The sequence below is a fragment of the Cellulomonas sp. 73-92 genome (assembly GCF_001898175.1).
Taxonomy (GTDB): Bacteria; Actinomycetota; Actinomycetes; order Actinomycetales; family Cellulomonadaceae; genus Cellulomonas.
Genome location: NZ_MKTH01000018.1, coordinates 227755 through 252262, shown reverse-complemented (window position 1 = coordinate 252262; position 24508 = coordinate 227755). Strand labels below are relative to the sequence as shown.

The window sequence follows — 24508 nt, the reverse complement described above, 5'->3', positions numbered from 1 at the left end:
CGGCTCAGGCCGGCGCGCCCAGCGGCACCGCCTCGACGATCCGGCTCGGCGTGCCGAACCGGTGCGCGGTGATCGCGATCGCCTGCTCCCGCACGAACGGCAGCGCCTCCACCCGGCCGGACTCGGTGACGGGATGGTCGTGCACCGTCAGGTCGGGCCGGCCGCCCACCGCCTGCAGCAGCGCGGCGGCGGAGCCGCCGACCAGCCGCACCCGCTCGTCGTGCATCGAACCGGCCCGTCGGGTCCACGCGTCCTCGTCCTCCACCCGCAGGTCGATGCCGACCGTGACCAGGGCCGCCTTCTCGTCGGGCGCCGGCGGCGCGGCGAGGGACAGGGCGAGCGGCGAACGCGCCGACAGGCCGGCGAGCACCACCCGCGCGACGTCCGCCGGTTCGGCGCCCGCCGCGGCGCGGACCGTCACCGGGACCGGGCGGTAGCGCAGCGCGTTGCGCTCGGCGGCCAGGCCGGTCGCGTCGCGCACCACGCCGTACTCGTCGGCCCAGGCCCGCCGGTCGCTCGCCGCCGAGCGGCGCAGGAACGCGGCAACCTCCGGGCCACGGGCGCCGAACGCGGCGACGATCGCGGCGGCCGGGGCGTCGGCCGGCTCGTCGTGCGCGGCCTGCGCGCGGCGGAACGACGAGACGGCGAGCACCGTGCTGGGCCCGCCGAGCTTGGCGCCCGGCCCGACGACCGAGCGCTTCCAGCCACCGAACGGCTGGCGCCGCACGATGGCGCCCGTGATGCCGCGGTTGACGTAGAGGTTGCCCGCCTCGACCCGTTCCACCCAGTGCGCCACCTCGTCGGCGTCGAGCGAGTGCAGGCCGGCCGTCAGGCCGAACGGCACGGCGTTCTGGATCGCCAGGGCCTCGTCGAGGTCGCGCGCCGTCAGCACCCCGAGCACGGGACCGAAGCACTCCGTGGTGTGGAACGACGAGCCGGGGACGGTGGTCTTGACGCCCGGCGTCCAGAGCCTGCCAGCCTCGTCGAGGCGCCGTGGCGTGCGGACCCACCGCTCGCCGGGCCCCAGCTGGGTCAGGGCGTCGAGCAGCTTGCCCTCGGCCGGCGCGATGAGCGGCCCCATCCGCGCCGTGGGGTCCCACGCCTCGCCGACGCGCATCGCGTCGACGGCGTCGAGCAGCTGGTCGCGAAAGCGCCGGGACCGGGCGACCTGCCCGACGAGGATGACGAGCGAGGCCGCCGAGCACTTCTGGCCCGCGTGGCCGAAGGCCGAGGCGGCGACGTCGCGCGCCGCGAGGTCGAGGTCCGCGCTGGGCGTGACGACGACGGCGTTCTTGCCGCTCGTCTCGGCGAGCAGCCGGAGGCCCGGCCGCAGCGACCGGAACGCCTCCGCTGTCTCGTAGCCGCCGGTGAGGAGCACCTGGTCGACGCGGGCGTCGGCCACCAGGCGGGAGCCGAGCGCGGCGTCGGCGACCGGTGCGAACGCGAGGACCTCGCGCGGCACCCCCGCCTCGTGCAGCGCGTCGACGAGCAGCGCCGCGGTGCGTGGGGTGCGCCGCGACGGCTTGAGCACCACCGCGGAGCCGGACGCCAGCGCCGCGAGCGTCGAGCCTGCGGGGATCGCCAGCGGGAAGTTCCACGGCGGCACGACGAGCGTGACGGCATACGGGTCGAGCACGGCGCCGCCGAGCTGGGCGGCCGCGATCGCCAGCTCCGCGTCGTGGCGCGCGTGGTCCACGGCCTCGGACACCTCGGGATCGGCCTGGTCGACCGTCTTGCCACCCTCGGCGACCATCACCTCGACGAGCTCGCCCCGGCGGCGCTCCAGGACGTCGGCGGCGCGGCCGAGGATCTCGGCGCGGGCGGCGGGGGCCAGCGCGGCCCAGCCGGGTGCGGCGGAGCGGGCGGTGTCCAGCAGCGCGCCCAGCCGCGCATCGTCGCGGACCGTGGCGGCCGCGACGGCGCCCTCGCCGAGCGTGCTGTGCGGCGCGCGCCGCAGGATGTCTCGCGCCCACCCGCGCGTCGCGGCGACCGCCGGGTCGCTGTCGGACGCGTTGCGGAACCCCTGGACAGCCGTCGGCGTGGCGGCGGTCCGGTGGCTCGTCGGCACAGGCTCGTCGAGCGCGGCCAGCGACGCGCGGAAGCGCCGCTCCTCGAGCGCGAACGCTTCTTCGTCGTCGGCCAGCCGCAGGGCGCTGGCCAGGAAGTTCTCGGGGCTCGCGCCCTCCTCGAGCCGCCGCACGAGGTAGGCGATCGCCGAGTCGGCGTCGGAGCGCGCGACCACCGGCGTGTAGAGCAGCAGGCCGCCCGCCTCCCGCCGAGCCGCCTCGGCCTGCGCGGGAGCCATGCCCAGCAGCATCTCGATCTCGACGCCGTCGGAGAGCCCGCGCGCCCGCGCCAGCAGCACGGCGAGCGCGACGTCGAAGAGGTTGTGGCCTGCGACCCCGACGCGCACCGCCGCCACGGCTGCGGGCGTCAGCGCCTGGTCCAGGAGCCGCAGGTAGGCGGTGTCGGTCTCGCGCTTGGAGGACCACGTCGCCACGGGCCACCCGTGCATCTGCGCGTCGACGCGCTCCATCGGCAGGTTCGCGCCCTTGACGAGCCGCACCCGCACGGGTGCCCCGCCCGCGGCGACGCGTGCGCCGGCCCACGCCGCGAGCTCGTCGTACGCCGGGGTGGCATCCGGGAGGTAGGCCTGCAGCACCACGCCGGCGACCAGGCCGCGCAGCTCGGACCGCTCGAGCAGCCGCCGGAACACCGCCAGCGTGAGGTCGAGGTCCCGGTACTCCTCCATGTCGAGGGTGAGCAGGGTGCCCCGGGCGGCCGCCAGCCCGTACAGCGGCGCGAGGGTCTCGACGACCTCGTCGACGGCCTCGTCGAACGCCCAGGGCGCGTGCGGCGCGACGGTCGCGGAGACCTTGACGGACAGGTGGTCGACGTCGTCGCGCGCCAGCAGCCGGCCGATGCCCTCGAGCCGCCGGGCGGCCTGCCGCGGCCCGAGCACGGCCTCCCCGAGCAGGTTGACGTTGGGCGTGGCGCCGCCGGCCCGCAGCGCGGCGAGCCGGCTCGTCAGCCGGCGGCCGTCGGCGTCGAGCAGCAGGTGCCCGACGAGCGCCCGCAGCGCGGCCCGCCCGGTGGGCACCACGACGCCGGGCAGCACCGGCGCGGCGGCCCCGCCCACGCGGATGCCGGCGCGCAGCCACGGGGAGAGGAACGCCGGCGGCCGCCCCGACAGCCGCCGGAACGCGCGGGCCGCGACGGTCGCGTCCTCGGGACGCACCACGCCGTCGATGAACCCGACGGCGAACTCGAGGCCGGCAGGGTCGCGCAGCAGGGCGGCGAGCCGGCGTGCGGCGGGATCGGGGTGGGCGGCCGCGGGGTCCGCGAGCCACGTGCGGACGAGTGCGACGGCGTCGTCGGCCAGGGTGCGGGCGTCGGTGCTCACCCCGGCCAGTATCGTCGCGGTACGGCGCGACGGCGCGTCGCGAGGTTCGCGTCCTGGAGGCGGGATGACCACGTTCGTCGGCGTCGAGGACATGGTGCGCTGGCTGGGGACGCGGGGCCCGGCCGCCACGATCACCGGCATCGCCGCCCGGCTCGAGGCCGACCTGCGCCGCTGGCCGGAGTTCGAGAAGCGGGAGCGGATCGCCTCCCACACGCCGTTCGGCGTCATCGAGCTCATGCCGATCACCGACGCGGACACCTACGCCTTCAAGTACGTCAACGGGCACCCGTTCAACCCGGCGCGCGGGCACCAGACGGTGACGGCGTTCGGCGTGCTCGCGTCGGTCCACACCGGGTACCCGCTCTTCGTGGCCGAGATGACGCTGCTCACCGCGCTGCGCACCGCCGCGACGTCGGCGCTCGCGGCGCGCTACCTCGCGCGGCCCGACAGCCGCACCATGGCGCTCGTCGGTGCGGGCAGCCAGTCGGAGTTCCAGGCGATCGCGTTCCGCGAGCTGCTCGGGATCGACCAGCTCCGGGTGTGGGACATCGACCCCGCGGCGATGGTCAAGGCGGTGCGCAACCTCGCGCCGCTCGGCTTCGACGTGCGCGCGGCGACCAGCGCGACCGACGCCGTGCGGGGCGCCGACGTCGTGACGACGTGCACCGCCGACAAGGTGCGCGCCGTGATCCTGGCCGACGAGCAGGTCGAGCCCGGGATGCACGTCAACGCGATCGGCGGCGACTGCCCCGGCAAGACGGAGCTCGACCCGGCGATCCTCGAGCGCGCGGCGGTGACCGTGGAGTACGAGCCGCAGACGCGCCTCGAGGGCGAGATCCAGCAGCTGGCCGCGACGTTCCCCGTCACCGAGCTCTGGGAGGTCGTGGCGGGGCGCGCACCGGGGCGGCGGTCGCCCGACGAGGTCACCGTGTTCGACTCGGTCGGCTTCGCCCTGGAGGACTTCTCCGCCCTGTGCTTCGTGCGCGACGACGTCGCCGGCACGGACCTGTTCCGCGACATCGACCTGGTCGCCGAGCCCGACGACCCGAAGGACCTGTTCGGCTTCGCGACGCACGGCGCGCCCGTCCACTAGCGGTCCACGATGTGAGACCGTGAACCGATTTCTGAGATAGGGGCGTTCGGATGTGACATCGCGGGCGTGGCTCGCGTAGGCTCGCGGCCGTGCAGATCTCCCTCGTCGTAGTACTTCCTGGGCGCGCCGGCTGAGGCCCGTTCCACGTCTGCGCGCACCCCTCGACCAGCCCGTCCCCGGGCCGAGGGGTTTTCTGTTTTCTGGGGGCGGCCGCTCGTCCCCGAGGAGTTGTGATGGCACAGGGATCCACGCCGACGGCACCGCCGACGCCGCGGCCCTCCGGCCGGGCCGCGCCCGCCGTGGCGCAGCCCGCACCGCCCGTGATCGGGCCGGAGGAGGTCACCGGCGCGCAGTCGATCATCCGGTCGCTCGAGGAGGCCGGCGTCGACGTCGTCTTCGGCATCCCGGGCGGCGCGATCCTGCCGACCTACGACCCGCTGATGGACTCGGCCAAGGTGCGCCACATCCTCGTGCGGCACGAGCAGGGCGGCGGGCACGCGGCCTCCGGGTACGCCCACGTCACCGGCCGGGTCGGCGTCACCATGGCGACGTCGGGCCCGGGTGCCACCAACCTGGTCACCGCCCTCGCCGACGCCAACATGGACTCCATCCCGGTCGTCGCCATCACGGGCCAGGTGACGGCGAGCCTCATCGGCACGGACGCGTTCCAGGAGGCCGACATCGTCGGCATCACGCTGCCGGTGACCAAGCACAACTACCTGGTGACGGACCCGGACGACATCCCCCGCGTCATCGCCGAGGCGTTCCACATCGCGGCGACCGGCCGCCCGGGCCCGGTGCTCGTCGACATCGCCAAGTCGGCGATGCAGGCGCGCACCACGTTCCGCTGGCCGCAGACGATCGACCTGCCGGGCTACCACCCGGTGACCAAGCCCCACTCCAAGCAGGTGCGCGAGGCGGCCCGCCTCCTGGCGACCGCGCGCCGTCCGGTGATCCTCGCCGGCGGCGGCATCATCCGCGCCGGCGCCTCCGCGCTGCTGCGCCGGCTGGTCGACGCCTCGGGCGCGGCGGTGACGACGACGCTCATGGGCCGTGGCGCGCTGCCCGACGACCACCCGCAGCACCTCGGCATGCCCGGCATGCACGGCACGGTGCCGGCCGTCGCGGCGCTGCAGCGGGCCGACCTCATCGTCGGGCTCGGCACCCGGTTCGACGACCGCGTGACCGGCCTGCTGTCGAGCTTCGCGCCGCAGGCCGCCGTGGTCCACGCCGACATCGACCCCGCGGAGATCGGCAAGAACGTGCGCGCCGACGTGCCGATCGTCGGCGACCTGGTCGAGGTGATCGCCGACCTGCTCGTCGAGCTCGAGCGCGAGCACGCCCACCACGGCAAGCCCGACCTCGAGGCGTGGTGGCGCCAGATCGACGCGTGGCGCTCCACCTTCCCGCTCGGGTACGACGAGACCGACGACGGCCACCTGGCCCCGCAGCACGTCATCAGCCGGATCGGCGAGATCACCGGGCCGGAGGCGGTCTACGTCGCGGGCGTCGGCCAGCACCAGATGTGGGCGGCGCAGTTCATCCACTACCAGCGCCCGCGCTCGTGGCTGAACTCGGGCGGCCTGGGGACCATGGGCTACGCCGTGCCGGCGGCCATGGGTGCCAAGGTCGGCGCCCCGGACCGCACGGTGTGGGCGATCGACGGCGACGGCTGCTTCCAGATGACCAACCAGGAGCTGGCCACCTGCACCATCAACGACATCCCCATCAAGGTCGCGGTCATCAACAACTCGTCGCTCGGCATGGTGCGCCAGTGGCAGACCCTCTTCTACGAGTCCCGCTACTCGAACACCGACCTGCACACGGGCCACGGCACGGTGCGGATCCCGGACTTCGTCAAGCTCGCCGAGGCGTACGGCGCCGTCGGCCTGCGCTGCGAGACGAAGGCCGACGTCGACGCGACGATCAAGCGCGCCAACGAGATCGACGACCGCCCGGTCGTCGTCGACTTCACCGTCTCGCGCGACGCGATGGTGTGGCCGATGGTCGCCGCGGGCGTCAGCAACGACGACATCCAGTACGCCCGGGGCCTCACCCCGGCGTGGGACCGGGAGGACTGAGCCGTGACCCGCCACACCCTGTCCGTGCTCGTCGAGAACAAGCCCGGCGTGCTGACGCGCGTCGCGGGCCTCTTCGCCCGCCGCGCGTTCAACATCCACTCCCTGGCCGTGGGACCGACGGAGCACGACGAGATCTCACGCATCACCGTCGTCGTCGACGTCGAGGCGCGGCCGCTGGAGCAGGTGACGAAGCAGCTGAACAAGCTGGTCAACGTCATCAAGATCGTCGAGCTCGAGGACGACTCCTCGGTGCGCCGCGAGCTGCTGCTGGTCAAGGTCAAGGCCGACCAGGCGCAGCGCACGGGCGTCCTCGAGGTGGTCGACCTGTTCCGTGCGCACGTCGTCGACGTGTCGACGGAGACCGTCGTCATCGAGGCGATCGGGTCCCCGAGCAAGCTCACCGCACTGCTGGCGGCCCTCGAGCCGTACGGCGTGCGGGAGATCGTCCAGTCCGGCACCGTGGCCATCGGCCGCGGCTCCCGCTCCATCACCGACCGGGCCCTCGAGCGGGTCACCCGGTCGGCCTGACCTCGAACCCAAAGGAGAACCACACCGTGGCCGAGCTGTTCTACGACGACGACGCCGACCTGTCCGTCATCGCCAGCAAGAAGGTCGCCGTCATCGGGTACGGCAGCCAGGGGCACGCGCACGCCCTCAACCTGCGCGACTCCGGCGTCGACGTCCGCATCGGCCTGCGCGAGGGCTCGCCCTCGGTCGCCAAGGCCACCGAGCAGGGCCTTCGGGTGCTGCCCGTCGCTGACGCGGTCAAGGAGGCCGACGTCGTCGTCATCCTCGCCCCCGACCAGGTGCAGCGGATCGTCTACGCCAACGAGATCGAGCCGAACCTCAACCCCGGCACCGCGCTCGTCTTCGGCCACGGCTTCAACATCCGGTTCGGCTACATCACGCCGCGCGCGGACGCCGACGTCTTCATGGTCGCGCCCAAGGGCCCGGGCCACCTCGTGCGCCGCGAGTACGCCGCCGGCCGCGGCGTGCCGGTGGCGATCGCCGTCGAGCAGGACGCCTCGGGCGACGCGTGGGCGCTCGCGCTCAGCTACGCCAAGGGGATCGGCGGCCTGCGCGCCGCCGGCATCAGGACGACGTTCACCGAGGAGACGGAGACCGACCTCTTCGGCGAGCAGGCCGTCCTGTGCGGCGGCGTCTCCCAGCTGATCCAGTACGGGTTCGAGACGCTGACCGAGGCGGGCTACCAGCCGGAGATCGCGTACTTCGAGGTGCTGCACGAGATGAAGCTGATCGTCGACCTCATCTACGAGGGCGGCATCACCAAGCAGCGCTGGTCGGTGTCCGACACCGCCGAGTACGGCGACTACGTCTCCGGGCCGCGGGTCATCGACCCGCACGTCAAGGAGAACATGAAGGCCGTGCTGGCGGACATCCAGGACGGCACGTTCGCCCGTCGCTTCATCGCGGACCAGGACGCCGGCGCCCCGGAGTTCAAGGCCCTGCGCGAGAAGGGCCAGAACCACCCGATCGAGCCGGTCGGCCGCGAGCTGCGCAAGCTGTTCGCGTGGGTGAAGCCCGCCGACACCGACTACCGCGAGGGCTCGGCCGCCCGCTGAGACGGGCCGGTCCAAGGCTTGGACGGGCGGATAGGTTGGCAGGCATGACGAACACGGAGAACGGGCCGATCAGGCTGGCGGTCGTCGCCGGCGACGGGATCGGCCCGGAGGTCGTCGAGCAGGGGCTGCTCGCGCTGGAGAAGGCGGTCGGCGGCTCGGCCCAGGTCGAGGCGACGCCGTTCGACCTGGGCGCGGCCCGGTGGCACGCCACCGGGGAGACGCTGACCGACGACGACCTCGCCGCGATCCGCGAGCACGACGCCATCCTGCTCGGCGCGGTCGGCGACCCCACCGTGCCGTCGGGCGTGCTCGAGCGCGGGCTGCTGCTCAAGCTCCGGTTCGCGCTCGACCACTACGTCAACCTCCGCCCGTCCAAGCTCTACCCGGGGGTCACCGGCCCGCTGGCCAACCCCGGGGACGTCGACTTCGTCGTCGTGCGCGAGGGCACCGAGGGGCCGTACGTCGGCAACGGCGGCGCGCTGCGGGTCGGCACAGCCCACGAGATCGCCACCGAGGTGTCGGTCAACACCGCCTTCGGCGTCGAGCGCGTCGTCCGCTACGCCTTCGCCCAGGCCGCCGCCCGCCCGCGCAAGAAGCTGACCCTGGTCCACAAGCACAACGTGCTGGTGCACGCGGGCCACCTCTGGCGCCGCACGGTCGAGGCGGTCAACGCCGAGTTCCCCGGCGTCACCACCGACTACTGCCACGTCGACGCCGCGACCATCTACCTCGCGACGAACCCCAGCCGCTTCGACGTCGTCGTGACGGACAACCTCTTCGGCGACATCCTCACCGACCTCGCGGCGGCCATCACCGGTGGCATCGGCCTGGCGGCGTCCGGCAACGTCAACCCCGACCGGACCGCGCCCAGCATGTTCGAGCCCGTGCACGGCTCGGCGCCGGACATCGCGGGGCAGGGCAAGGCCGACCCGACGGCCACCGTGCTGTCGGTCGCGATGCTCCTGGACCACCTCGGGCGGCACGACGAGGCCGCGCGGGTGGACGCCGCGGTCGCCGCCGACCTCGCCGAGCGGGGCGGCCGAGTACGGTCGACGGCCGAGGTGGGCGCCGACCTCGTCGCGCGCATCTAGCCCGCCCGGCCGGCGGATACTCTCGTCCCGAGTCCCGTGAAAGGCCACCAGACATGAGCACCACGACGCCCGCCGACCTCTTCGAGCTGCACCGCACCGACCACCCGGTGCCCGACGAGGAGCGCGCGAAGCTCCTGGAGCACCCGAGGTTCGGCACGGTCTTCACGGACCACATGGCGCGGATCGGCTGGACGGCGGACGGCGGCTGGGCGAACCGCCGTGTCGAGCCGTACGCGCCGCTGGTGCTCGACCCGGCGGCGGCGGTGCTCCACTACGGGCAGGAGATCTTCGAGGGGCTCAAGGCCTACCGGCACGCGGACGGCTCGATCTGGTCGTTCCGGCCGCAGGCCAACGCCGCCCGCTTCGCGCGCTCCGCCCATCGCCTGGCGCTGCCCGAGCTGTCCGAGGACGACTTCCTCGGCGCGATCACCGCGCTCGTCGCGGCCGACCGGGACTGGGTGCCGTCGGGGGAGGAGACCAGCCTCTACCTGCGCCCCTTCATGTACGCCGCGGAGCGGTTCCTCGGCGTGCGGCCGGCCAACGCGGTGGAGTTCCTCACCATCGCCTCGCCCGTCGGGCCGTACTTCGCCTCCGGCGGCGTGCAGCCGGTGTCCATCTGGATCTCGACCGACTTCCACCGGGCGGGTCCCGGTGGCACCGGGGCCGCCAAGTGCGGCGGCAACTACGCCGCCAGCCTGCTGCCGCAGCAGGAGGCCTACGCCAAGGGCTTCGACCAGGTGTGCTTCCTCGACGTGGCCGGCGAGACGCTCGAGGAGCTCGGCGGCATGAACGTCATGGTGGTGCACGCGGACGGCCGGGTGACGACGCCCGCCATCTCCGGCACCATCCTCGAGGGCGTCACGCGCTCCTCGATCCTCACGCTGCTGGCGGAGGCGGGGCACGAGGTGTCCGAGGAGCCGGTGCGGCTCGACGAGCTGACCGCCGGCCTGGCCAGCGGCGAGGTCGCCGAGGTGTTCGCGTGCGGCACGGCCGCCGTCATGACCCCCATCGGCCGGCTGGCGTCGGACGACTTCGACCTGACGGTCGGCGACGGCGGCGCCGGCCCGGTGACGGTGGCGATCCGCGAGCAGCTGACGGACATCCAGACCGGCCGTGCCGCCGACTTGCACGGCTGGCTCTACCGCCTCGTCTGACGTGCCGCCGCCGGCCACCGGCCGGCCACGACCGGGCCGTGCCCGGCCGCGTCCGGGTCGCGGACGTGGGTTACGCGACCGTAGGTTCGTGTGTCACCATGGGTGCGTGCATCAGTACTCGCTGATTATCGGCTAGCGCGTCGGCCCATCCGCCGGCGCGCAGACCTCCCGTACCACGGGGGGTCTTTTTGTTGTACCGGGTACCACCCCTCACCCGTCCCGCGACGTCCCGACGAAGGAGCACCCGAGTTGTTCCAGGTCTACGACACCACGCTGCGCGACGGTGCCCAGCAGGAGGGGATCAACCTCTCCATCACCGACAAGCTGCTCATCAGCGCCCTGCTCGACGAGCTCGGCGTCGGGGTCATCGAGGGCGGGTGGCCCGGCGCGGTGCCCAAGGACACGGAGTTCTTCAAGCGCGCCGCCAAGGAGCTCGACCTGAAGAACGCCGAGCTCGCGGCGTTCGGCGCCACCCGCAAGGCCGGCGTGCGGGCGGCCGACGACCCCCAGGTGCGGGCGCTCGTCGACGCCGAGACGCCCATCGTCACGCTCGTCGCGAAGAGCGACGTGCGGCACGTCGAGCGCGCGCTGCGCACGACGAGGGACGAGGGCCTCGCGATGATCCGCGACACCGTGTCGTACCTCGTGCTCGAGGGCCGGCGGGTCGTCGTCGACGTCGAGCACTTCTTCGACGGCTACCGCTACGACAAGGACTTCGCGCTGGCGGCCGTGCTGGCGAGCTTCGAGTCGGGCGCCGAGGTCGTCGCGCTGTGCGACACCAACGGCGGCATGCTGCCCACCTGGGTGGGCGAGACCGTCACGGCGGTGCGTGACGCGGTCGGTCCGCACGCGGTGCTCGGCATCCACGCCCACAACGACTCCGGCTGCGCGGTCGCCAACACGCTGGCCGCGGTGGACGCCGGCGCGACCCACGTGCAGGGCACGGTCAACGGCTACGGCGAGCGGACCGGGAACGCCGACCTCCTGACGGTGGTCGCCAACCTCGAGCTGAAGCTCGCCCGCCCGGTGCTGCGCGCGCTGGACGGCGGCGGCCTGCGCGACCTGACGCGGATCGCCCACGCCATCAGCGAGATCACCAACATCTCGCCGTTCGCGCGCCAGCCCTACGTCGGCACCAGCGCCTTCGCGCACAAGGCCGGGCTGCACGCCAGCGCCATCCGCGTCGACCCCGACATGTACCAGCACACCGACCCCGCCAACGTCGGCAACGACATGCGGATGCTCGTCTCCGAGATGGCCGGCCGCGCCTCGGTGGAGCTCAAGGGCCGCGAGCTCGGCTTCGACCTGTCGGACCGGCCGGACGTGCTCACGCGCGTCGCCAACCGGGTCAAGGACGCCGAGGCGAGCGGGTACACCTACGAGGCGGCCGACGCCAGCTTCGAGCTGCTGCTCCTCGAGGAGGCGGGCGCCGGCCGGCCGTCGTACTTCACGGTGGAGTCCTGGCGCACCATCGTCGAGCGGCGCGGCGGCCGCGGCACACCCGCGTACGCCGAGGCGACCGTCAAGCTCACCGCCGGCGGCGAGCGGGTGGTGAGCACGGGCGAGGGCAACGGCCCCGTCAACGCGCTCGACCAGGCGCTGCGCCAGGCGCTGGTGCGCGTGTACCCGCAGCTCGAGGCGTTCGTCCTCATCGACTTCAAGGTGCGGATCCTCGACACGCAGCACGGCACGGATGCGACGACGCGGGTGCTCATCGAGACGAGCGACGGCACGACGACCTGGATGACCGTCGGCGTGGGGCCCAACGTCATCGAGGCGTCGTGGGAGGCGCTGACCGACTCTGCCATCTGGGGTCTGCACCACCTGGGGATTCCACCCCTCTGATCGCGGCGTGCGGCTTCGCGTCACCGGCCGTGCACGCATAGCCTTGCGAGTGGCACGAGAAGGGAGCGCGCGGTTGTCCGGCGGTTGGAGCACGACGCCTCCACGGGCCGACGAGACGCCCTCGCGGCCTCGTGCGCCGTGGTGGTGGGCGCTCGCCGGGGTCGTGCTGCTCGTGGTCGGCCTCCTGGTGTGGCAACCGTGGGACGGGGCCGAGTCGGTCGCGTCTCCGACCGACTCGCCCACCCCGACGCCGACCGAGCCGACCATCGAGCCCAGCCTCCTGCCGCCGGCGCCGTCGTTCGGCCCGAGCCCGTCCCTCTCGTCGACCTCGAACGTCGAGCCGGGCCCGACACCGCCCGGCCGGGACATGGTGTTCGACGCCGTCAGCTCGCAGGCGCTGTTCGTCACGGCCGACCAGATCGGCGGCGCCGTTCCGTCCGCCGTGGGCCCGATCGTTCCCTCGACGGCTCCCGCCCCCGGCTGGGGCCTGCCGGCGAACGGCGTGATCATCCCGTCGTCGTGCCTGGTCGCCCGCACCGTCGTCGCGCAGCCGCCGCAGGCCTACGCGGTGCGGGACTGGATGGGCGGCACGGCGTTCACGTTCCGCCAGGAGGTGACCCTCCTCGCCACGCCCACCGACGCGCAACGGGCGTTCGCCACGCTCGTCGGCACCGTCGACGCCTGCGCCTCCTACACCGTCGTCGACCCGACGGGCGACACCGGCGGACGGTGGGTGACCCAGCCGGCCATCGAGGGTGTGGGGCTGTACCCCTCGGTCGTCCAGCAGGTGACGGTCCAGCAGCAGACGGCCACGACGAACGGCTACCGCGGGCACCTGCTCGTCGGCAACGCCATCGTCACGTGGACCGCGACGACGACCGACAACGTCAGCAGCCTCGGGCCGCCGGACGGCATCTCGGCGATCGTCCAGGCGCGCGCGCTCGCCGCCGTGCAGGCCGCGCGCTAGCGATCGCGCCGGCGTGCCTAGAGTGGCGGCGTGCACGGTGCGTACAAGGTCCCCGGGGGAAAGCTCGTCGTCGTCGACCTGGAGGTGAGCGGCGGACGCCTCGCCGGCGTCGTCGTCTCCGGGGACTTCTTCGCCGAGCCCGACGAGCTGCTCGACGTGTTCGTCCGGGCGCTCGACGGCCTGCCCGAGACGAGCACGGTGGCCCAGCTGACGACCGCGCTCGACGAGCGGGTCGCCGCCGAGCTGCCCGGCGCCCAGCTGATCGGCGCGACGACGCGCGACGTCGCGATCGCGGTGCGGCGCGCGCTCGGCCGGTCGACGTCGTGGGCGGACCACGAGTTCACGTTCCTCGACCCCGGCGTGCTGCCGCCCGCGATGCACACCGCGCTCGACCAGGTGCTCACCGAGGAGCTCGCCGCCGGACGGCGCGGGCCCACCTTCCGGTTCTGGGAGTGGGACACCCCGGCCGTGGTCATCGGCTCGTTCCAGTCGCTGTCCAACGAGGTCGACCTCGAGGCGGCCGAGCGCTACGGCGTGCGCGTGGTGCGGCGGATCTCCGGCGGCGGCGCCATGTTCATGGAGGCCGGCAACTGCATCACGTTCTCGCTCGTCGTGCCCGAGTCCCTGGTCGACGGGCTGAGCTACGAGGAGTCCTACGCCTTCCTCAACCAGTGGGTGCTCGGCGCGCTCGCCGACGTCGAGGTGCAGGCGAGCCTGACGGGGCTCAACGACATCGCGTCGCCGGCCGGCAAGATCGCCGGCTCCGCGCAGAAGCGGCTGGTGGGCGGCGCGGTGCTCCACCACGTGACGATGGCCTACGACATCGACGCCGACAAGATGAACCAGGTGCTGCGCATCGGCCGCGAGAAGCTCTCCGACAAGGGCACCGCCAGCTCGGGCAAGCGCGTCGACCCGGTGCGCTCGCAGACCCGGCTGCCGCGCGAGGACGTCATCACGGCGTTCGAGGCCCACTTCCGCGGGCGGTACCGCACGGTCGACGGCGAGCTGACGGCCGACGAGCTGGCGCGTGCCGACCGGCTGCGGGTGGAGAAGTTCGAGAGCCCGGGGTGGACCGCTCGCCTGCCCTGATCACGTCCGCGAGCCGAAGACCGCGGTGCCGACCCGCACGACCGTCGCGCCCTCGGCGATCGCGAGCTCCAGGTCGCCGGTCATGCCCATCGACAGCTCGACGGCGCCGGCCGTGCCCGGGGACCCGGAGGCGACGACCTCGTCGCGCACCGCGCGCAGCGCGGCGAACCCCGCGCGCACGACGAGCGGGTCGTCGCTCATCGCTCCGATCGTCTGGAAGCCGACGAGCCGGAGCCCGTCGAGGGCGGCCACCGCCGTGGCGAGCCCGGCGGCCTCGTCGGGCGCGACGCCGTGCTTGGTCGCCTCGCCCGAGACGTTGACCTGCACCATCACGTCGAGGTCGGCGTAGCGGCCCGATCGCCGCTCGGCCAGCCGGCGCGCGAGGTCCAGCGACTCGACCGCGTCGACCGCGTCCGCCCACCGCAGCGCCGCGTTGATCTTGTTCGACTGCAGCGGGCCGATGAGGTGGTAGGGCAGCCCCAGGTCGGCCAGGGCAGGGCCCTTGGCGACGAGCTCCTGGACGCGGTTCTCGCCGAGGAGCAGGCGCCGCTCGACCGCCAGCGCGCGGTGGGCCTGCACGGCCGCGCGGATAGTGCCGGCGTCCTGCGTCTTGGTCGCCAGGAGCAGCGTGACGTCGCCCTGGGAGCGGCCGGCATCCGCCGTGGCGCGGTCGATCCGGGCGTGGACGGCGGCCAGCCGGGTGCGCAGGTCGTCGTCCACGAACGGCAACGCTAGCGTCACGGCCCGGCCGCGCCCCTCGCCGGCCGGACCGTGGCGCGTCCCGCTAGATCCGGCCGAGGATCGTCTGCGCCTCGGCCTTCAGCGCGTCGACGGTGGGGGCGGCGCCGTTCAGCCGCAGCACGCTGACCCCGAAGAACGTCGCGCCCTTGAGCACGTAGATCGCGCTGCCGGCGAGCGTCACCGGACCGATCGTCGCCGCGTACGAGGCCGTGGACGCCTTGTCGCCGAGGCCGGGCAGGTCGGCCAGCGTGGGGGTCAGCTGTGCCTGCGACTGGAGCGCCTGCTGCAGCGCCTGGTTGGCCCGGGCACGCTCCTGGTCCCACACGGCGCCGGCGTCGGCGGCGCTCGTCGCCTGCGCGACGACGATCTGGGCGACACCCTCGGCCCCGGCGGCGTAGACGCACATCTTCCCGCCGCCGTCGAGGGTCTGCGGCTGCCCGGCCGGGGCCGTGGTGCCGAGCAGGGTGCTCGCCTCGGCCTGCGGGAACACAGCGCAGGGGTCGAGGGTGAGGGCCACGCCCTGCGCCGTCGCCTCCGGGGTCGCGGCGGGCGTCGTGGGGGCCGGCGTCGTCGTGGGCGGGGCCGTGGTCTGGGTCGCGGGCGCCGCGGGCGGGGTCGTCGGCCCGCCGCCGCCCGACGAGGAGCACGCGGCCAGCGCCAGCACCGCCGCGACCACCACCGCTGATGTGCGCCACATGGTCAAACCTCCCTGCTCGGCGTGCCGACGGGACGCGGGTCGCGTCCCGCTGGTGACAAGGAGGCAGGGCCGCAGGCCCAGATACCGGTGGCTAGGCTCGCCACGGGGCCGGTGGAGGGAGTGGGCATGGCGCTGCCGGACGGACCGCTGACGGGTGCCGGCGTACCGCGCGTCGGCCTCGGCCTGGCGGCGCTGGGGCGGCCCGCGTACATCACCGCCGGTCGCGCGGGAGACCTGCCGTCCCTGCGTTCCGTGGACGCGATGGAGGCCCGGACGCACGAGGTGCTGGACGCGGCGTGGGACGCGGGCGTGCGGTACGTCGACTGCGCCCGCTCCTACGGCCTGGCCGAGCAGTTCCTCGGCTCGTGGCTGGCGTCCCACCCGGGCCGGCGCCAGCGGCTCGTCGTCGGCAGCAAGTGGGGGTACCGGTACGTCGGCGAGTTCCGGATGGACGCGGCGGTGCACGAGGTCAAGGAGCACTCCGTCGCGATGCTGGACGAGCAGTGGCCCCAGACGCTCGAGGCCCTCGGCGGCCCGCCGGACGTGTACCTGGTGCACTCCGCGACGGTGGACAGCCCGGCCCTCCGCGACCCGGCGATCCTGGCGCGGCTGGCGGCGCTGGCCGCCACGGGCGTGCGCGTGGGCCTGTCCACCAGCGGCCCGCGCCAGGGCGACGCCGTCGACGCCGCGCTGGCGGCCGGCCCGTTCACGGTGGTCCAGGCCACGTGGAACCTCCTCGAGCCGTCGGCCGGCCCGGCGCTGACCCGCGCCCACGACGCCGGTTGGTTCGTCGTCATCAAGGAGGCGCTGGCCAACGGCCGGCTCGGACCGGACGGCGACGCCGCGGCACGGGCGCGGGCGGCGGCGCACGACGAGCAGACGGCCGACGCGTTCGCGATCGGCTGCGCGCTGGGCCGGCCCTTCGCCGACGTGGTGCTGTCCGGCGCGGTGACGCCCGGGCAGCTCGCCTCCAACCTGGCGGCGCGCGTGCCGGCGGCCGGCGCCGAGGACGTCGCGGCGCTGGCCGAGCCGCCCGAGCGGTACTGGGCGGAGCGGTCCGCCCGCCCCTGGCGGTGACGCCTCAGGCGCGGGCGAGGTCCGCGACGACGGCGTCGGTCAGCCGCACGAGGTCGTCGGGCGCGAGGCAGACGTCCAGCCCGCGGCGGCCGCCGGAGACGTAGACCTCGTCGTGCAGGTAGATCGTCTCGTCGACGACCGTGGGCAGCGCGGACCGCTGGCCCAGCGGGGAGATGCCGCCCGCGACGTAGCCGGTGGCGCGCTCCGCGTCGGGCCGTTCCGCCATCACGGCTCGCTTGCCGCCGACCGCCGCCGCCAGGGCCTTGAGGTCGAGGTGCCCGGTGACCGGCACCACCGCGACCGTCAGGCGCCCGTCCACCTCCGCGACCAGCGTCTTGTACACCTGGGCCGGGTCGAGGCCGAGCACCGTCGCGGCCTCCAGCCCGTACCCGGCGGGCGTGCGCGGGTCGTGCTCGTAGGCGTGCACCGTGTGCGGCACGCCGGCCGCGGCGAGGGCGACGAGGGCGGGGGTCCCTGCCTGCTCCTTGCGTGGCACCCGGGTGTCAGACCGCGAGCCCGACGAGCGAACCGACGCCGTAGGTCAGCGCCATGGCCAGGCTGCCGCCGACGACGTTGCGCGTCACCGAGCGACCGATACCGGCGCCCGAGACCCGGGCGCTGACCCAGCCGGTGATGACGAGGGCGCCCAGGACGGCGACGAACGTCGCGAGGCTGCGCGCCTCGCCCCAGGGCGCGAGCACGACGAGCAGGGGGATGAGAGCACCGACGCCGAACGCCGACAGCGACGCGATGCCGGCGTGCCAGGGGTTGGTCAGCTCGACCTCGTGGCTCTCGAAGCCGCGCATCCGGGCGGCGACCAGCTCCGCGTCGCGCTGGCTCGAGACCGAGACGTACTCGCCGACGGCCATCGACAGGGCGCCGGCGACGAGGGCGGCGATGCCGGCGATGAAGATCGCCTTGACCTCCGAGGTGGCGCCCGCCACGCCGAGCACGGTCGCGGCGACCGAGACGATGCCGTCGTTCGCGCCCAGGACGCCGGCGCGCAGCCAGTTGAGCCCGCTGGCCGACACCACGCGGAGCGCGTCGTCGTCGCGCGCCGGCGGTGCCACGCCGGTGACGGCGGGGGTCGAGGGGTCGGCCGTGGCGGTCTCGGGGAGGCTGGTCACCGGGCGAGAGTACGTGGCGTCTCGCCGCTTGTCACGCGAGGGAAACCTGCCCTGACCTGCGCAAACGTAGGCTAGCCTCTCCTAACCATGGGACTTTGGTCCCGGGGCTCAGAAGGGTGCGACGGCGGCGATCCGCAGCCTGACCTCGCCGTTCTCGTCGGACGCCGGCAGGTCGACGACGGCCGCGATGCGCCAGTCGTGGTCGCCCGCCGGGTCGTCGAGCACCTGGTCGACGCGCCAGGTCGTCGGGTGCTCGGCCACCTGGAACAGGGCCGGGCCGCGCGCGGGGGCGGCGATGCCGACCTCGTCGTGCTCGTCCCAGTACGGCGCCATCGCCGCCTCCCAGCGCGCGGCGGTCCACGGCACGCCCTCCTCGTCCGCGTCCCCGAGCCGCTCCAGGGCGGCCCAGTCCTCGCGCGCCACGAGCTCGACCCGGCGGAACATCGCGCCGCGCACCAGGGCGCGCAGCACGCGCGGCGTGCCCGACAGCGGGGGCGGCGGGGCTTCGCCCTCGGCGGGCCGCGGGCCCTCCTCGTCGGGGTGGGCGAGTCTCTCCCACTCGTCGAGGAGGGAGGAGTCGGTGCGCCGGACAAGGTCGCCGAGCCAGTCGGTGATCTCGTCGAGGTCCTCCGTGGCGCGCTCCGGCGGGATCGTCTGGCGCAGCGCGCGGTAGGCGTCGGCGAGGTAGCGCAGCAGCACGCCCTCGGTGCGGTCCAGCCCGTACTCGCTGACGTACTCCGGGAACGTCATGGCGCGCTCGTGCATCTCGCGGACCACGGACTTGGGCGAGAGCTCGAGGTCCGCCACCCAGGGGTTGCCCGTGCGGTACGCGGCGAACGCCACGGCCAGGGGCTCCGCCAGCGGTTTGGGATAGCTGACGTCCTGGAGCAGCGCCATGCGCTCCTCGTACTCGTAGCCCTCGGCCTTCATCGCGGCGACGGCCTCGCCCCGGGCGCGGTTCTCCTGGGCTGCCAGCACCTGGCGGGGGTCGTCGAGCGTGGCCTCGACGACGGAGACGACGTCGTGGGCGTAGCCGGGGTCGGTGGGGTCGAACAGGTCGAGCGCCGCGTAGGCGAACGGCGACAGCGCCTGGTTGAGCGCGAAGGTCGCCGGGATCTCGTGCGCCAGCCGGACGGTGTGGCCGTCGCGCACGACGACGCCCGACGCCCGCAGCGAGCGGTAGACCTCGATCGCCCGGCGGACGTGGCGGCGGCGGTTGGCCTCGGGCTCGTGGTTGGCGGTCAGCAGGTGCGTCATGACGGCGACGGGGTCGGCGCCATGCAGCGCCTGGCGCTCCAGCACGTTGAGCACCATGGCGTGCGTCACGGCGAAGCTGGAGGTCAGCGGCTCGGGCGGCGCGTCACGCAGGCGCTCGAAGGTCTTGTCGGTCCAGTTGACGTGGCCCGGTGGCGCCTGCTTGCGGACGATCTTGCGGACCTTCTTCGGGTCGTCGCCCGCCTTGAGCAGGGCCCGCCGGTTCTCGATGACGTGCTCGGGGGCCATGACGACGACCTCGCCGAGGGTGTCGAAGCCCGCCCGGCCGGCGCGGCCGGAGATCTGGTGGAACTCGCGGGCCGTCAGGTGGCGCATGCGCTCGCCGTCGTACTTGACGAGGGACGTCAGCACCACGGTGCGGATGGGCACGTTGATGCCGACGCCGAGCGTGTCGGTGCCGCACACCACCGGCAGCAGGCCCCGCTGGGTGAGGCGTTCCACGACGCGGCGGTAGCGGGGGAGCATCCCGGCATGGTGGACGCCGACGCCCAGGCGCAGCAGCCTGCTGAGGGTGCGGCCGAAGCCGGGGCCGAACCGGAAGGCGCCCAGCTCGTCGGCGATCGCATCGCGCTGGGCCCGCGTCGCGACGGTGGTGCTCGCCAGCGCCTGCGCCCGCTCCACGGCCTCGCGCTGCGTGAAGTGGACCACGTAGACCGGCGCGCGGTGGGTCTGCACCAGCTCCTCGAGCAGCTCGTGGAGGGGCTCGACGCTGTACGCGTACTCCAGGGGCACGGGCCGCTCCGTGCCGGTGATCGTCGCGACGTCGACGCCCGTGCGCCGCTGCAGGTCGTCGGCGAAGAACGTGACGTCGCCCAGGGTCGCGGACATGAGGACGAACTGGGTGCGCGGCAGCTCGAGCAGGGGGACCTGCCACGCCCAGCCGCGCTGCGGGTCGGCGTAGAAGTGGAACTCGTCCATCACCACCTGTGCGGCGTCGGCCTCCTCGCCGTCGCGGAGCGCGAGGTTGGCGAGGATCTCGGCCGTGCAGCAGAGGATCGGGGCGTCGGGGTTGACCGACGAGTCCCCGGTCATCATGCCCACGTTGGCCGATCCGAACGCGTGGACCAGGGCGAAGAACTTCTCGCTGACCAGGGCCTTGAGCGGCGCGGTGTAGACCGTGCGGCGCCCCTGGGCGAAGGCGACGAAGTGCGCGGCCTCGGCGACGAGCGACTTGCCGCTGCCGGTGGGGGTCGTGATGATGACGTGCTCGCCCGTCACCAGGGCGAGAAGCGCCTCCTCCTGGTGCGGGTAGAGCCGCAGCCCGCGGTCGGCCGCCCAGCCGGTGAACGCGGCGTAGAGGGCGTCCGGGTCGGTGGGGTCCGCCGGGACGCGGTCGGCGAGCAGGGCGGTGGGCACGCCCGCGATCCTGCCACCCGGCGGACGGTGGCTGCCGACGAGCCAGGCGGTGGGGCCGCCCTGCTTGGCGCCGCATCGGTGGTTTCGCGCCGGATCGGTGGATCGATGCACCGAATCGGCGCGCAAGCACCGAAGTGGCCGAGGGATCCGTGGGCATCTCGCCATGCGAGAGGGGGCGTACCGGCATGTGAGCCGGGTGCCTAGCATGAAAGCGTGAGCACCGGACCCGCCGACGTGTACCTCCACGGCCACCACGACTCCGTGCTGCGGTCGCACCGCTGGCGCACCGCGGCGAACTCCGCCACCCACCTGCTGCCGCACCTGCGCGAGGGGATGAGCCTGCTCGACGTCGGCTGCGGTCCGGGGACCGTGACGGTCGACCTGGCGCGGAGCGTGGCCCCCGGCGAGGTCGTCGGGCTGGACTCGGCGCCGGAGGTGCTCGAGGAGGCGCGGGCGCACGCCGCGGACGCGGGCGTCGGCACGGTCCGGTTCGAGGTCGGGGACGCGTACCGCCTGCCGTTCGACGACGCGTCGTTCGACGTGGTGCACGCCCACCAGCTGCTCCAGCACCTCACCGACCCGGTCGCCGCGCTGCGCGAGATGCGACGCGTCGCCCGGCCGGGCGGGCTCGTCGCCGTGCGCGACTCCGACTACGGCGGGTTCGCGTGGTTCCCGGAGAGCGACGGGCTGGAGGAGTGGCGCCAGCTGTACCGCGAGGTCGCGGCCGCCCTCGGCGCGCAGGCCGACGCGGGCCGGCGGCTGTCGTCGTGGGTCCGCGAGGCCGGGTTCGACCCGGACGGCGTCGAGGTCGGCGCCGGCACGTGGTGCTACGCCACCGCCGTGGAGCGCGCCTGGTGGTCGCGGTTGTGGGCGGACCGGTGCGTCGCGTCCGGGTTCGCGAGCGCCGCGCTCGCGCACGGGCTGGCCGACGAGGTGGCGCTCGAGCAGCTCGCCGAGGCCTGGCGCGCGTGGGGCGAGGAGCAGGACGGCTGGTTCGTCGTGCTCCACGGCGAGGTCCTCGCCCGGGCCTAGCAGCGGGCCGCTGGCCCTAGGGTGGCGACGTGCGCATCGCCAGGTTCACCACCGGAGGAGACCCCCGGTTCGCCCTCGTCGAGGGCGACCCCGGGGACGAGGAGCTCATCGTCGTCAGCGGCGACCCGCTGTACCAGGCCACGCAGCCGACCGGTGAGCGCGTCAGGCTCGCCGAGGAGGGCGTGCGGCTGCTCGCGCCGGTGATCCCGCGGAGCAAGGTCGTCGGCGTCGGCCGCAACTACGCCGAGCACGCCGCCGAGCTGGGCAACGCCGTGCCGGCGGCGCCGCTGCTCTTCCTCAAGCCGAACACCTCCGTGATCGGGCCGGACGACCCGATCGTCCTGCCGGACTGGTCCGAGCAGGTGGAGCACGAGGCAGAGCTGGCCGTCGTCATCGGGAAGGTCACCCGCAACGTCGCGGCGGAGGACGCGCTGAGCAAGGTGTTCGGGTACACGGTGGCCAACGACGTCACCGCGCGCGACATCCAGCGCACCGACGCGCAGTGGACGCGGGCCAAGGGCTTCGACTCGGCGTGCCCGCTCGGGCCGTGGATCGTGCCGGGCCTCGACGTCGACGACCTGTTCGTGCGCGCGCGCGTCAACGGCACCACCCGGCAGGACGGCCGCACGTCGCAGATGGTGTTCGACGTCGCCTACCTCGTCTCCTACGTCTCCGAGGTGTTCACGCTGCTGCCCGGCGACGTCATCCTCACGGGCACGCCCGCCGGCGTCGGGCCGCTCGTGGAGCGGGACGTCGTCGAGGTCGAGGTCGAGGACATCGGCGTGCTGCGCAACCCGGTGATCCGGCGGTGACCGCTCCCGACGAGGCGGGCGTGGACATCTGGACTGACGGGGCCTGCAAGGGCAACCCCGGCCCGGGCGGCTGGGGTGCCTGGCTGCGCTGGGGCGACCACGAGCGCGAGCTGTTCGGCGGCGAGAAGGTCACGACGAACAACCGGATGGAGCTCACCGCGGTCATCGAGGGGCTGCGGGCGCTGACGCGCCCGGTGCCGGTGACGCTGCACGTCGACTCGCAGTACGTCATGCAGGGCGTGACGTCCTGGATGGCTGGTTGGAAGCGCAACGGCTGGCTGACGCGTGACAAGAAGCCCGTGAAGAACCAGGAGCTGTGGCAGGCGCTCGACACCGAGCTCGCCCGGCACCAGGTGCGCTGGGTGTGGGTCAAGGGCCATGCCGGCGACCCCGGCAACGAGAAGGCCGACGAGCTCGCCAACCGCGGCGTCCCGCGCTGACCCGCCGCCGAGGTCGATAGTCCCGCTCGGCGGCGACGGTGGCGTCTGTCGACGTCGCCGGAAGCTATCGACCTCGGTGCAGGCCGGGCTGGTCGCGCGTCGACCTCGGGAGGGCGGGGGGCCTCGGGGCTCGCAACTAGGCTGTACCCCCGTGACCCACACCTCCCCGATCCGGGTCCGCTTCTGCCCGTCCCCGACCGGGACGCCGCACGTGGGCCTCATCCGCACCGCGCTCTTCAACTGGGCCTACGCCCGGCACGTCGGCGGGACGTTCGTCTTCCGCATCGAGGACACCGACCCCGCGCGTGACTCCGAGGAGAGCTACCAGCAGCTGCTCGACGCGCTGCACTGGCTGGGCCTGGACTGGGACGAGGGTGTCGAGGTCGGCGGTCCCTACGCGCCGTACCGGCAGAGCGAGCGGATGGCGATCTACCGGGACGTCGCCCGGCGGCTGGTCGAGGGCGGGTACGCGTACGAGTCGTTCTCGACGCCCGAGGAGATCGAGGCGCGGCACGTCGCCGCCGGCCGGGACCCGAAGCTGGGCTACGACGGCTTCGACCGTGACCTGACCGCCGAGCAGAAGGCCGCGTACCGCGCGGAGGGGCGCGAGCCGGTGATCCGCGTGCGGATGCCCGACGAGGACGTGACGTTCACCGACCTCATCCGCGGCGAGGTGACGTTCAAGGCCGGCTCGGTCCCGGACTACGTCATCGTCCGCTCGACCGGCCACCCGCTGTACACGCTGGTCAACCCGGTGGACGACGCGCTGATGGACATCACCCACGTGCTGCGCGGCGAGGACCTGCTCAGCTCGACGCCCCGCCAGGTGGTGCTGTACCGGGCGCTGCTCGAGCTGGGCATCGCGTCGGTGATGCCGCTGTTCGGCCACATGCCGTACGTCATGGGCGAGGGCAACCGGAAGCTGTCCAAGCGCGACCCGGAGTCCAACCTCTTCCTCCACCGCGAGCGCGGGTTCACCCCCGAGGGCCTGCTCAACTACCTCGCGCTGCTCGGCTGGGGCATCGCGCCCGACCACGACGTGTTCACGCTGGCCGAGATGGTCGCCGCGTTCGACATCGCGGACGTCAACCCCAACCCGGCGCGCTTCGACCTGAAGAAGGCCGAGGCGATCAACGCCGCGCACGTGCGAATGCTCGCGCCAGACGACTTCCGCGACCGCCTGGTGCCGTACCTGGCCCCGGCCGGCCTGCTCTCGGCCTCGTCGTACGACGAGCTGACCGACGACGAGCGCCGGCGGCTGGCCGCCGCGGCCCCGCTGGTCCAGGAGCGGATGACGCTGCTCGGCGAGGCCGTCGGCATGCTCGGCTTCCTCTTCGTCGGCGACGACGACCTGGTGGTCGAGGACGACGCCCGCGCCGGGCTGCGCGAGGACGCCGCGACGATCCTCGACGCGGCCACCAAGGCCCTGACCGACCTGCCGTCGTTCACGGCCGCCGCCGCGCAGGAGGCGCTGGCCGCCGCGCTCGTCGACGGCCTCGGCGTCAAGCCGCGGTTCGCCTACACGCCGCTGCGGGTGGCCGTCACGGGCCGGCGGGTGTCGCCGCCGCTGTTCGAGTCGATGGAGATCCTCGGCCGCGAGGCGACGCTCGCCCGCATCGCGCGGCTGCGCGCCACCCTGTGACGG

General features: G+C 73.9%; 20 protein-coding genes. 14 read left to right on the top strand and 6 right to left on the bottom strand.

The features are described from left to right. Positions 1-4 precede the first annotated feature (4 nt). Positions 5-3403, bottom strand: coding sequence for a bifunctional proline dehydrogenase/L-glutamate gamma-semialdehyde dehydrogenase (locus tag BGO37_RS13930; RefSeq protein WP_367188115.1), 3399 nt, complete (start codon positions 3401-3403; stop codon positions 5-7). A 64-nt stretch (positions 3404-3467) separates the two neighbouring features. Here BGO37_RS13930 and BGO37_RS13925 point away from each other — a divergent pair, with 64 nt between their 5' ends. From BGO37_RS13925 to BGO37_RS13885, 9 genes are all read left to right on the top strand, one after another. Next, positions 3468-4496: an ornithine cyclodeaminase gene (locus BGO37_RS13925; protein ID WP_291755772.1), complete on the top strand. Its 1029-nt coding sequence runs from the start codon at positions 3468-3470 to the stop codon at positions 4494-4496. Positions 4497-4729: 233 nt separating this feature from the next. Further along, positions 4730-6577, top strand: a complete 1848-nt coding sequence (locus BGO37_RS13920) for an acetolactate synthase large subunit (RefSeq protein WP_291755769.1) — start codon at positions 4730-4732, stop codon at positions 6575-6577. 3 nt (positions 6578-6580) lie between these two features. Then, positions 6581-7105 (top strand): acetolactate synthase small subunit, encoded by a 525-nt coding sequence (ilvN, locus tag BGO37_RS13915; RefSeq protein WP_291755768.1) that lies wholly within the window; start codon positions 6581-6583, stop codon positions 7103-7105. A 26-nt stretch (positions 7106-7131) separates the two neighbouring features. Continuing rightward, positions 7132-8160: a ketol-acid reductoisomerase gene (gene ilvC, locus BGO37_RS13910; RefSeq protein WP_291755765.1), complete on the top strand. Its 1029-nt coding sequence runs from the start codon at positions 7132-7134 to the stop codon at positions 8158-8160. A gap of 44 nt (positions 8161-8204) precedes the next feature. Beyond that, positions 8205-9251 (top strand): 3-isopropylmalate dehydrogenase, encoded by a 1047-nt coding sequence (locus BGO37_RS13905; protein ID WP_291755763.1) that lies wholly within the window; start codon positions 8205-8207, stop codon positions 9249-9251. 53 nt (positions 9252-9304) lie between these two features. Then, positions 9305-10405, top strand: coding sequence for a branched-chain amino acid aminotransferase (locus tag BGO37_RS13900; protein ID WP_291755761.1), 1101 nt, complete (start codon positions 9305-9307; stop codon positions 10403-10405). Between the two features lie 249 nt (positions 10406-10654). Then, complete coding sequence (gene cimA / locus BGO37_RS13895; RefSeq protein WP_291755759.1) at positions 10655-12250, top strand: citramalate synthase; 1596 nt, start codon at positions 10655-10657, stop codon at positions 12248-12250. 73 nt (positions 12251-12323) lie between these two features. Continuing rightward, complete coding sequence (locus BGO37_RS13890; protein WP_291755756.1) at positions 12324-13217, top strand: sensor domain-containing protein; 894 nt, start codon at positions 12324-12326, stop codon at positions 13215-13217. 30 nt (positions 13218-13247) lie between these two features. Further along, on the top strand, positions 13248-14306 hold the full coding sequence (locus BGO37_RS13885) for a biotin/lipoate A/B protein ligase family protein (protein ID WP_291755754.1): 1059 nt from the start codon (positions 13248-13250) through the stop codon (positions 14304-14306). On the opposite strand, the gene BGO37_RS13880 is transcribed toward BGO37_RS13885, so the two are convergent. Together BGO37_RS13880 and BGO37_RS13875 are read right to left on the bottom strand one after the other, a co-directional pair. Then, entirely contained in the window at positions 14307-15026 is a 720-nt protein-coding gene (locus BGO37_RS13880) for a YggS family pyridoxal phosphate-dependent enzyme (protein ID WP_291755753.1), read from the bottom strand. A gap of 64 nt (positions 15027-15090) precedes the next feature. Further along, positions 15091-15744 carry a DUF3558 family protein gene (locus BGO37_RS13875; RefSeq protein WP_291755752.1) on the bottom strand — a complete coding sequence of 218 codons (654 nt, stop codon included), beginning with the start codon at positions 15742-15744 and terminating at the stop codon, positions 15091-15093. Between the two features lie 126 nt (positions 15745-15870). Here BGO37_RS13875 and BGO37_RS13870 point away from each other — a divergent pair, with 126 nt between their 5' ends. Continuing rightward, complete coding sequence (locus BGO37_RS13870; RefSeq protein ID WP_291755750.1) at positions 15871-16821, top strand: aldo/keto reductase; 951 nt, start codon at positions 15871-15873, stop codon at positions 16819-16821. A gap of 4 nt (positions 16822-16825) precedes the next feature. Here the strand turns inward: BGO37_RS13870 and ybaK are convergent, their stop codons facing one another. The 3 genes from ybaK to BGO37_RS13855 form a co-directional block, all read right to left on the bottom strand. Continuing rightward, complete coding sequence (gene ybaK, locus BGO37_RS13865) at positions 16826-17317, bottom strand: Cys-tRNA(Pro) deacylase (RefSeq protein WP_291755748.1); 492 nt, start codon at positions 17315-17317, stop codon at positions 16826-16828. A gap of 7 nt (positions 17318-17324) precedes the next feature. Further along, positions 17325-17891, bottom strand: coding sequence for a VIT1/CCC1 transporter family protein (locus tag BGO37_RS13860; protein ID WP_291755844.1), 567 nt, complete (start codon positions 17889-17891; stop codon positions 17325-17327). Positions 17892-18056: 165 nt separating this feature from the next. Then, a complete protein-coding gene (locus tag BGO37_RS13855) occupies positions 18057-20579 on the bottom strand; it encodes an RNA helicase (protein ID WP_291755746.1) in 2523 nt (840 codons plus the stop codon). A 213-nt stretch (positions 20580-20792) separates the two neighbouring features. Between BGO37_RS13855 and BGO37_RS13850 the strand changes: the two genes are divergently transcribed. From BGO37_RS13850 to gltX, 4 genes are all read left to right on the top strand, one after another. Further along, on the top strand, positions 20793-21611 hold the full coding sequence (locus tag BGO37_RS13850; protein WP_291755744.1) for a methyltransferase domain-containing protein: 819 nt from the start codon (positions 20793-20795) through the stop codon (positions 21609-21611). Between the two features lie 29 nt (positions 21612-21640). Next, a complete protein-coding gene (locus tag BGO37_RS13845) occupies positions 21641-22423 on the top strand; it encodes a fumarylacetoacetate hydrolase family protein (RefSeq protein ID WP_291755741.1) in 783 nt (260 codons plus the stop codon). A gap of 20 nt (positions 22424-22443) precedes the next feature. After that, positions 22444-22863: a ribonuclease HI gene (gene rnhA, locus BGO37_RS13840; protein WP_367188114.1), complete on the top strand. Its 420-nt coding sequence runs from the start codon at positions 22444-22446 to the stop codon at positions 22861-22863. Between the two features lie 151 nt (positions 22864-23014). Further along, positions 23015-24505, top strand: coding sequence for a glutamate--tRNA ligase (gene gltX / locus BGO37_RS13835; RefSeq protein WP_291755739.1), 1491 nt, complete (start codon positions 23015-23017; stop codon positions 24503-24505). Positions 24506-24508 lie beyond the last annotated feature (3 nt).

Coding starts and splice junctions, on each gene's coding strand:
- BGO37_RS13925 (WP_291755772.1), top strand. CDS start 3,468: ATGACCACGTTCGTCGGCGTCGAGGACATGGTGCGCTGGCTGGGGACG.
- BGO37_RS13920 (WP_291755769.1), top strand. CDS start 4,730: ATGGCACAGGGATCCACGCCGACGGCACCGCCGACGCCGCGGCCCTCC.
- BGO37_RS13905 (WP_291755763.1), top strand. CDS start 8,205: ATGACGAACACGGAGAACGGGCCGATCAGGCTGGCGGTCGTCGCCGGC.
- BGO37_RS13900 (WP_291755761.1), top strand. CDS start 9,305: ATGAGCACCACGACGCCCGCCGACCTCTTCGAGCTGCACCGCACCGAC.
- BGO37_RS13875 (WP_291755752.1), bottom strand. CDS start 15,744: ATGTGGCGCACATCAGCGGTGGTGGTCGCGGCGGTGCTGGCGCTGGCC.
- BGO37_RS13870 (WP_291755750.1), top strand. CDS start 15,871: ATGGCGCTGCCGGACGGACCGCTGACGGGTGCCGGCGTACCGCGCGTC.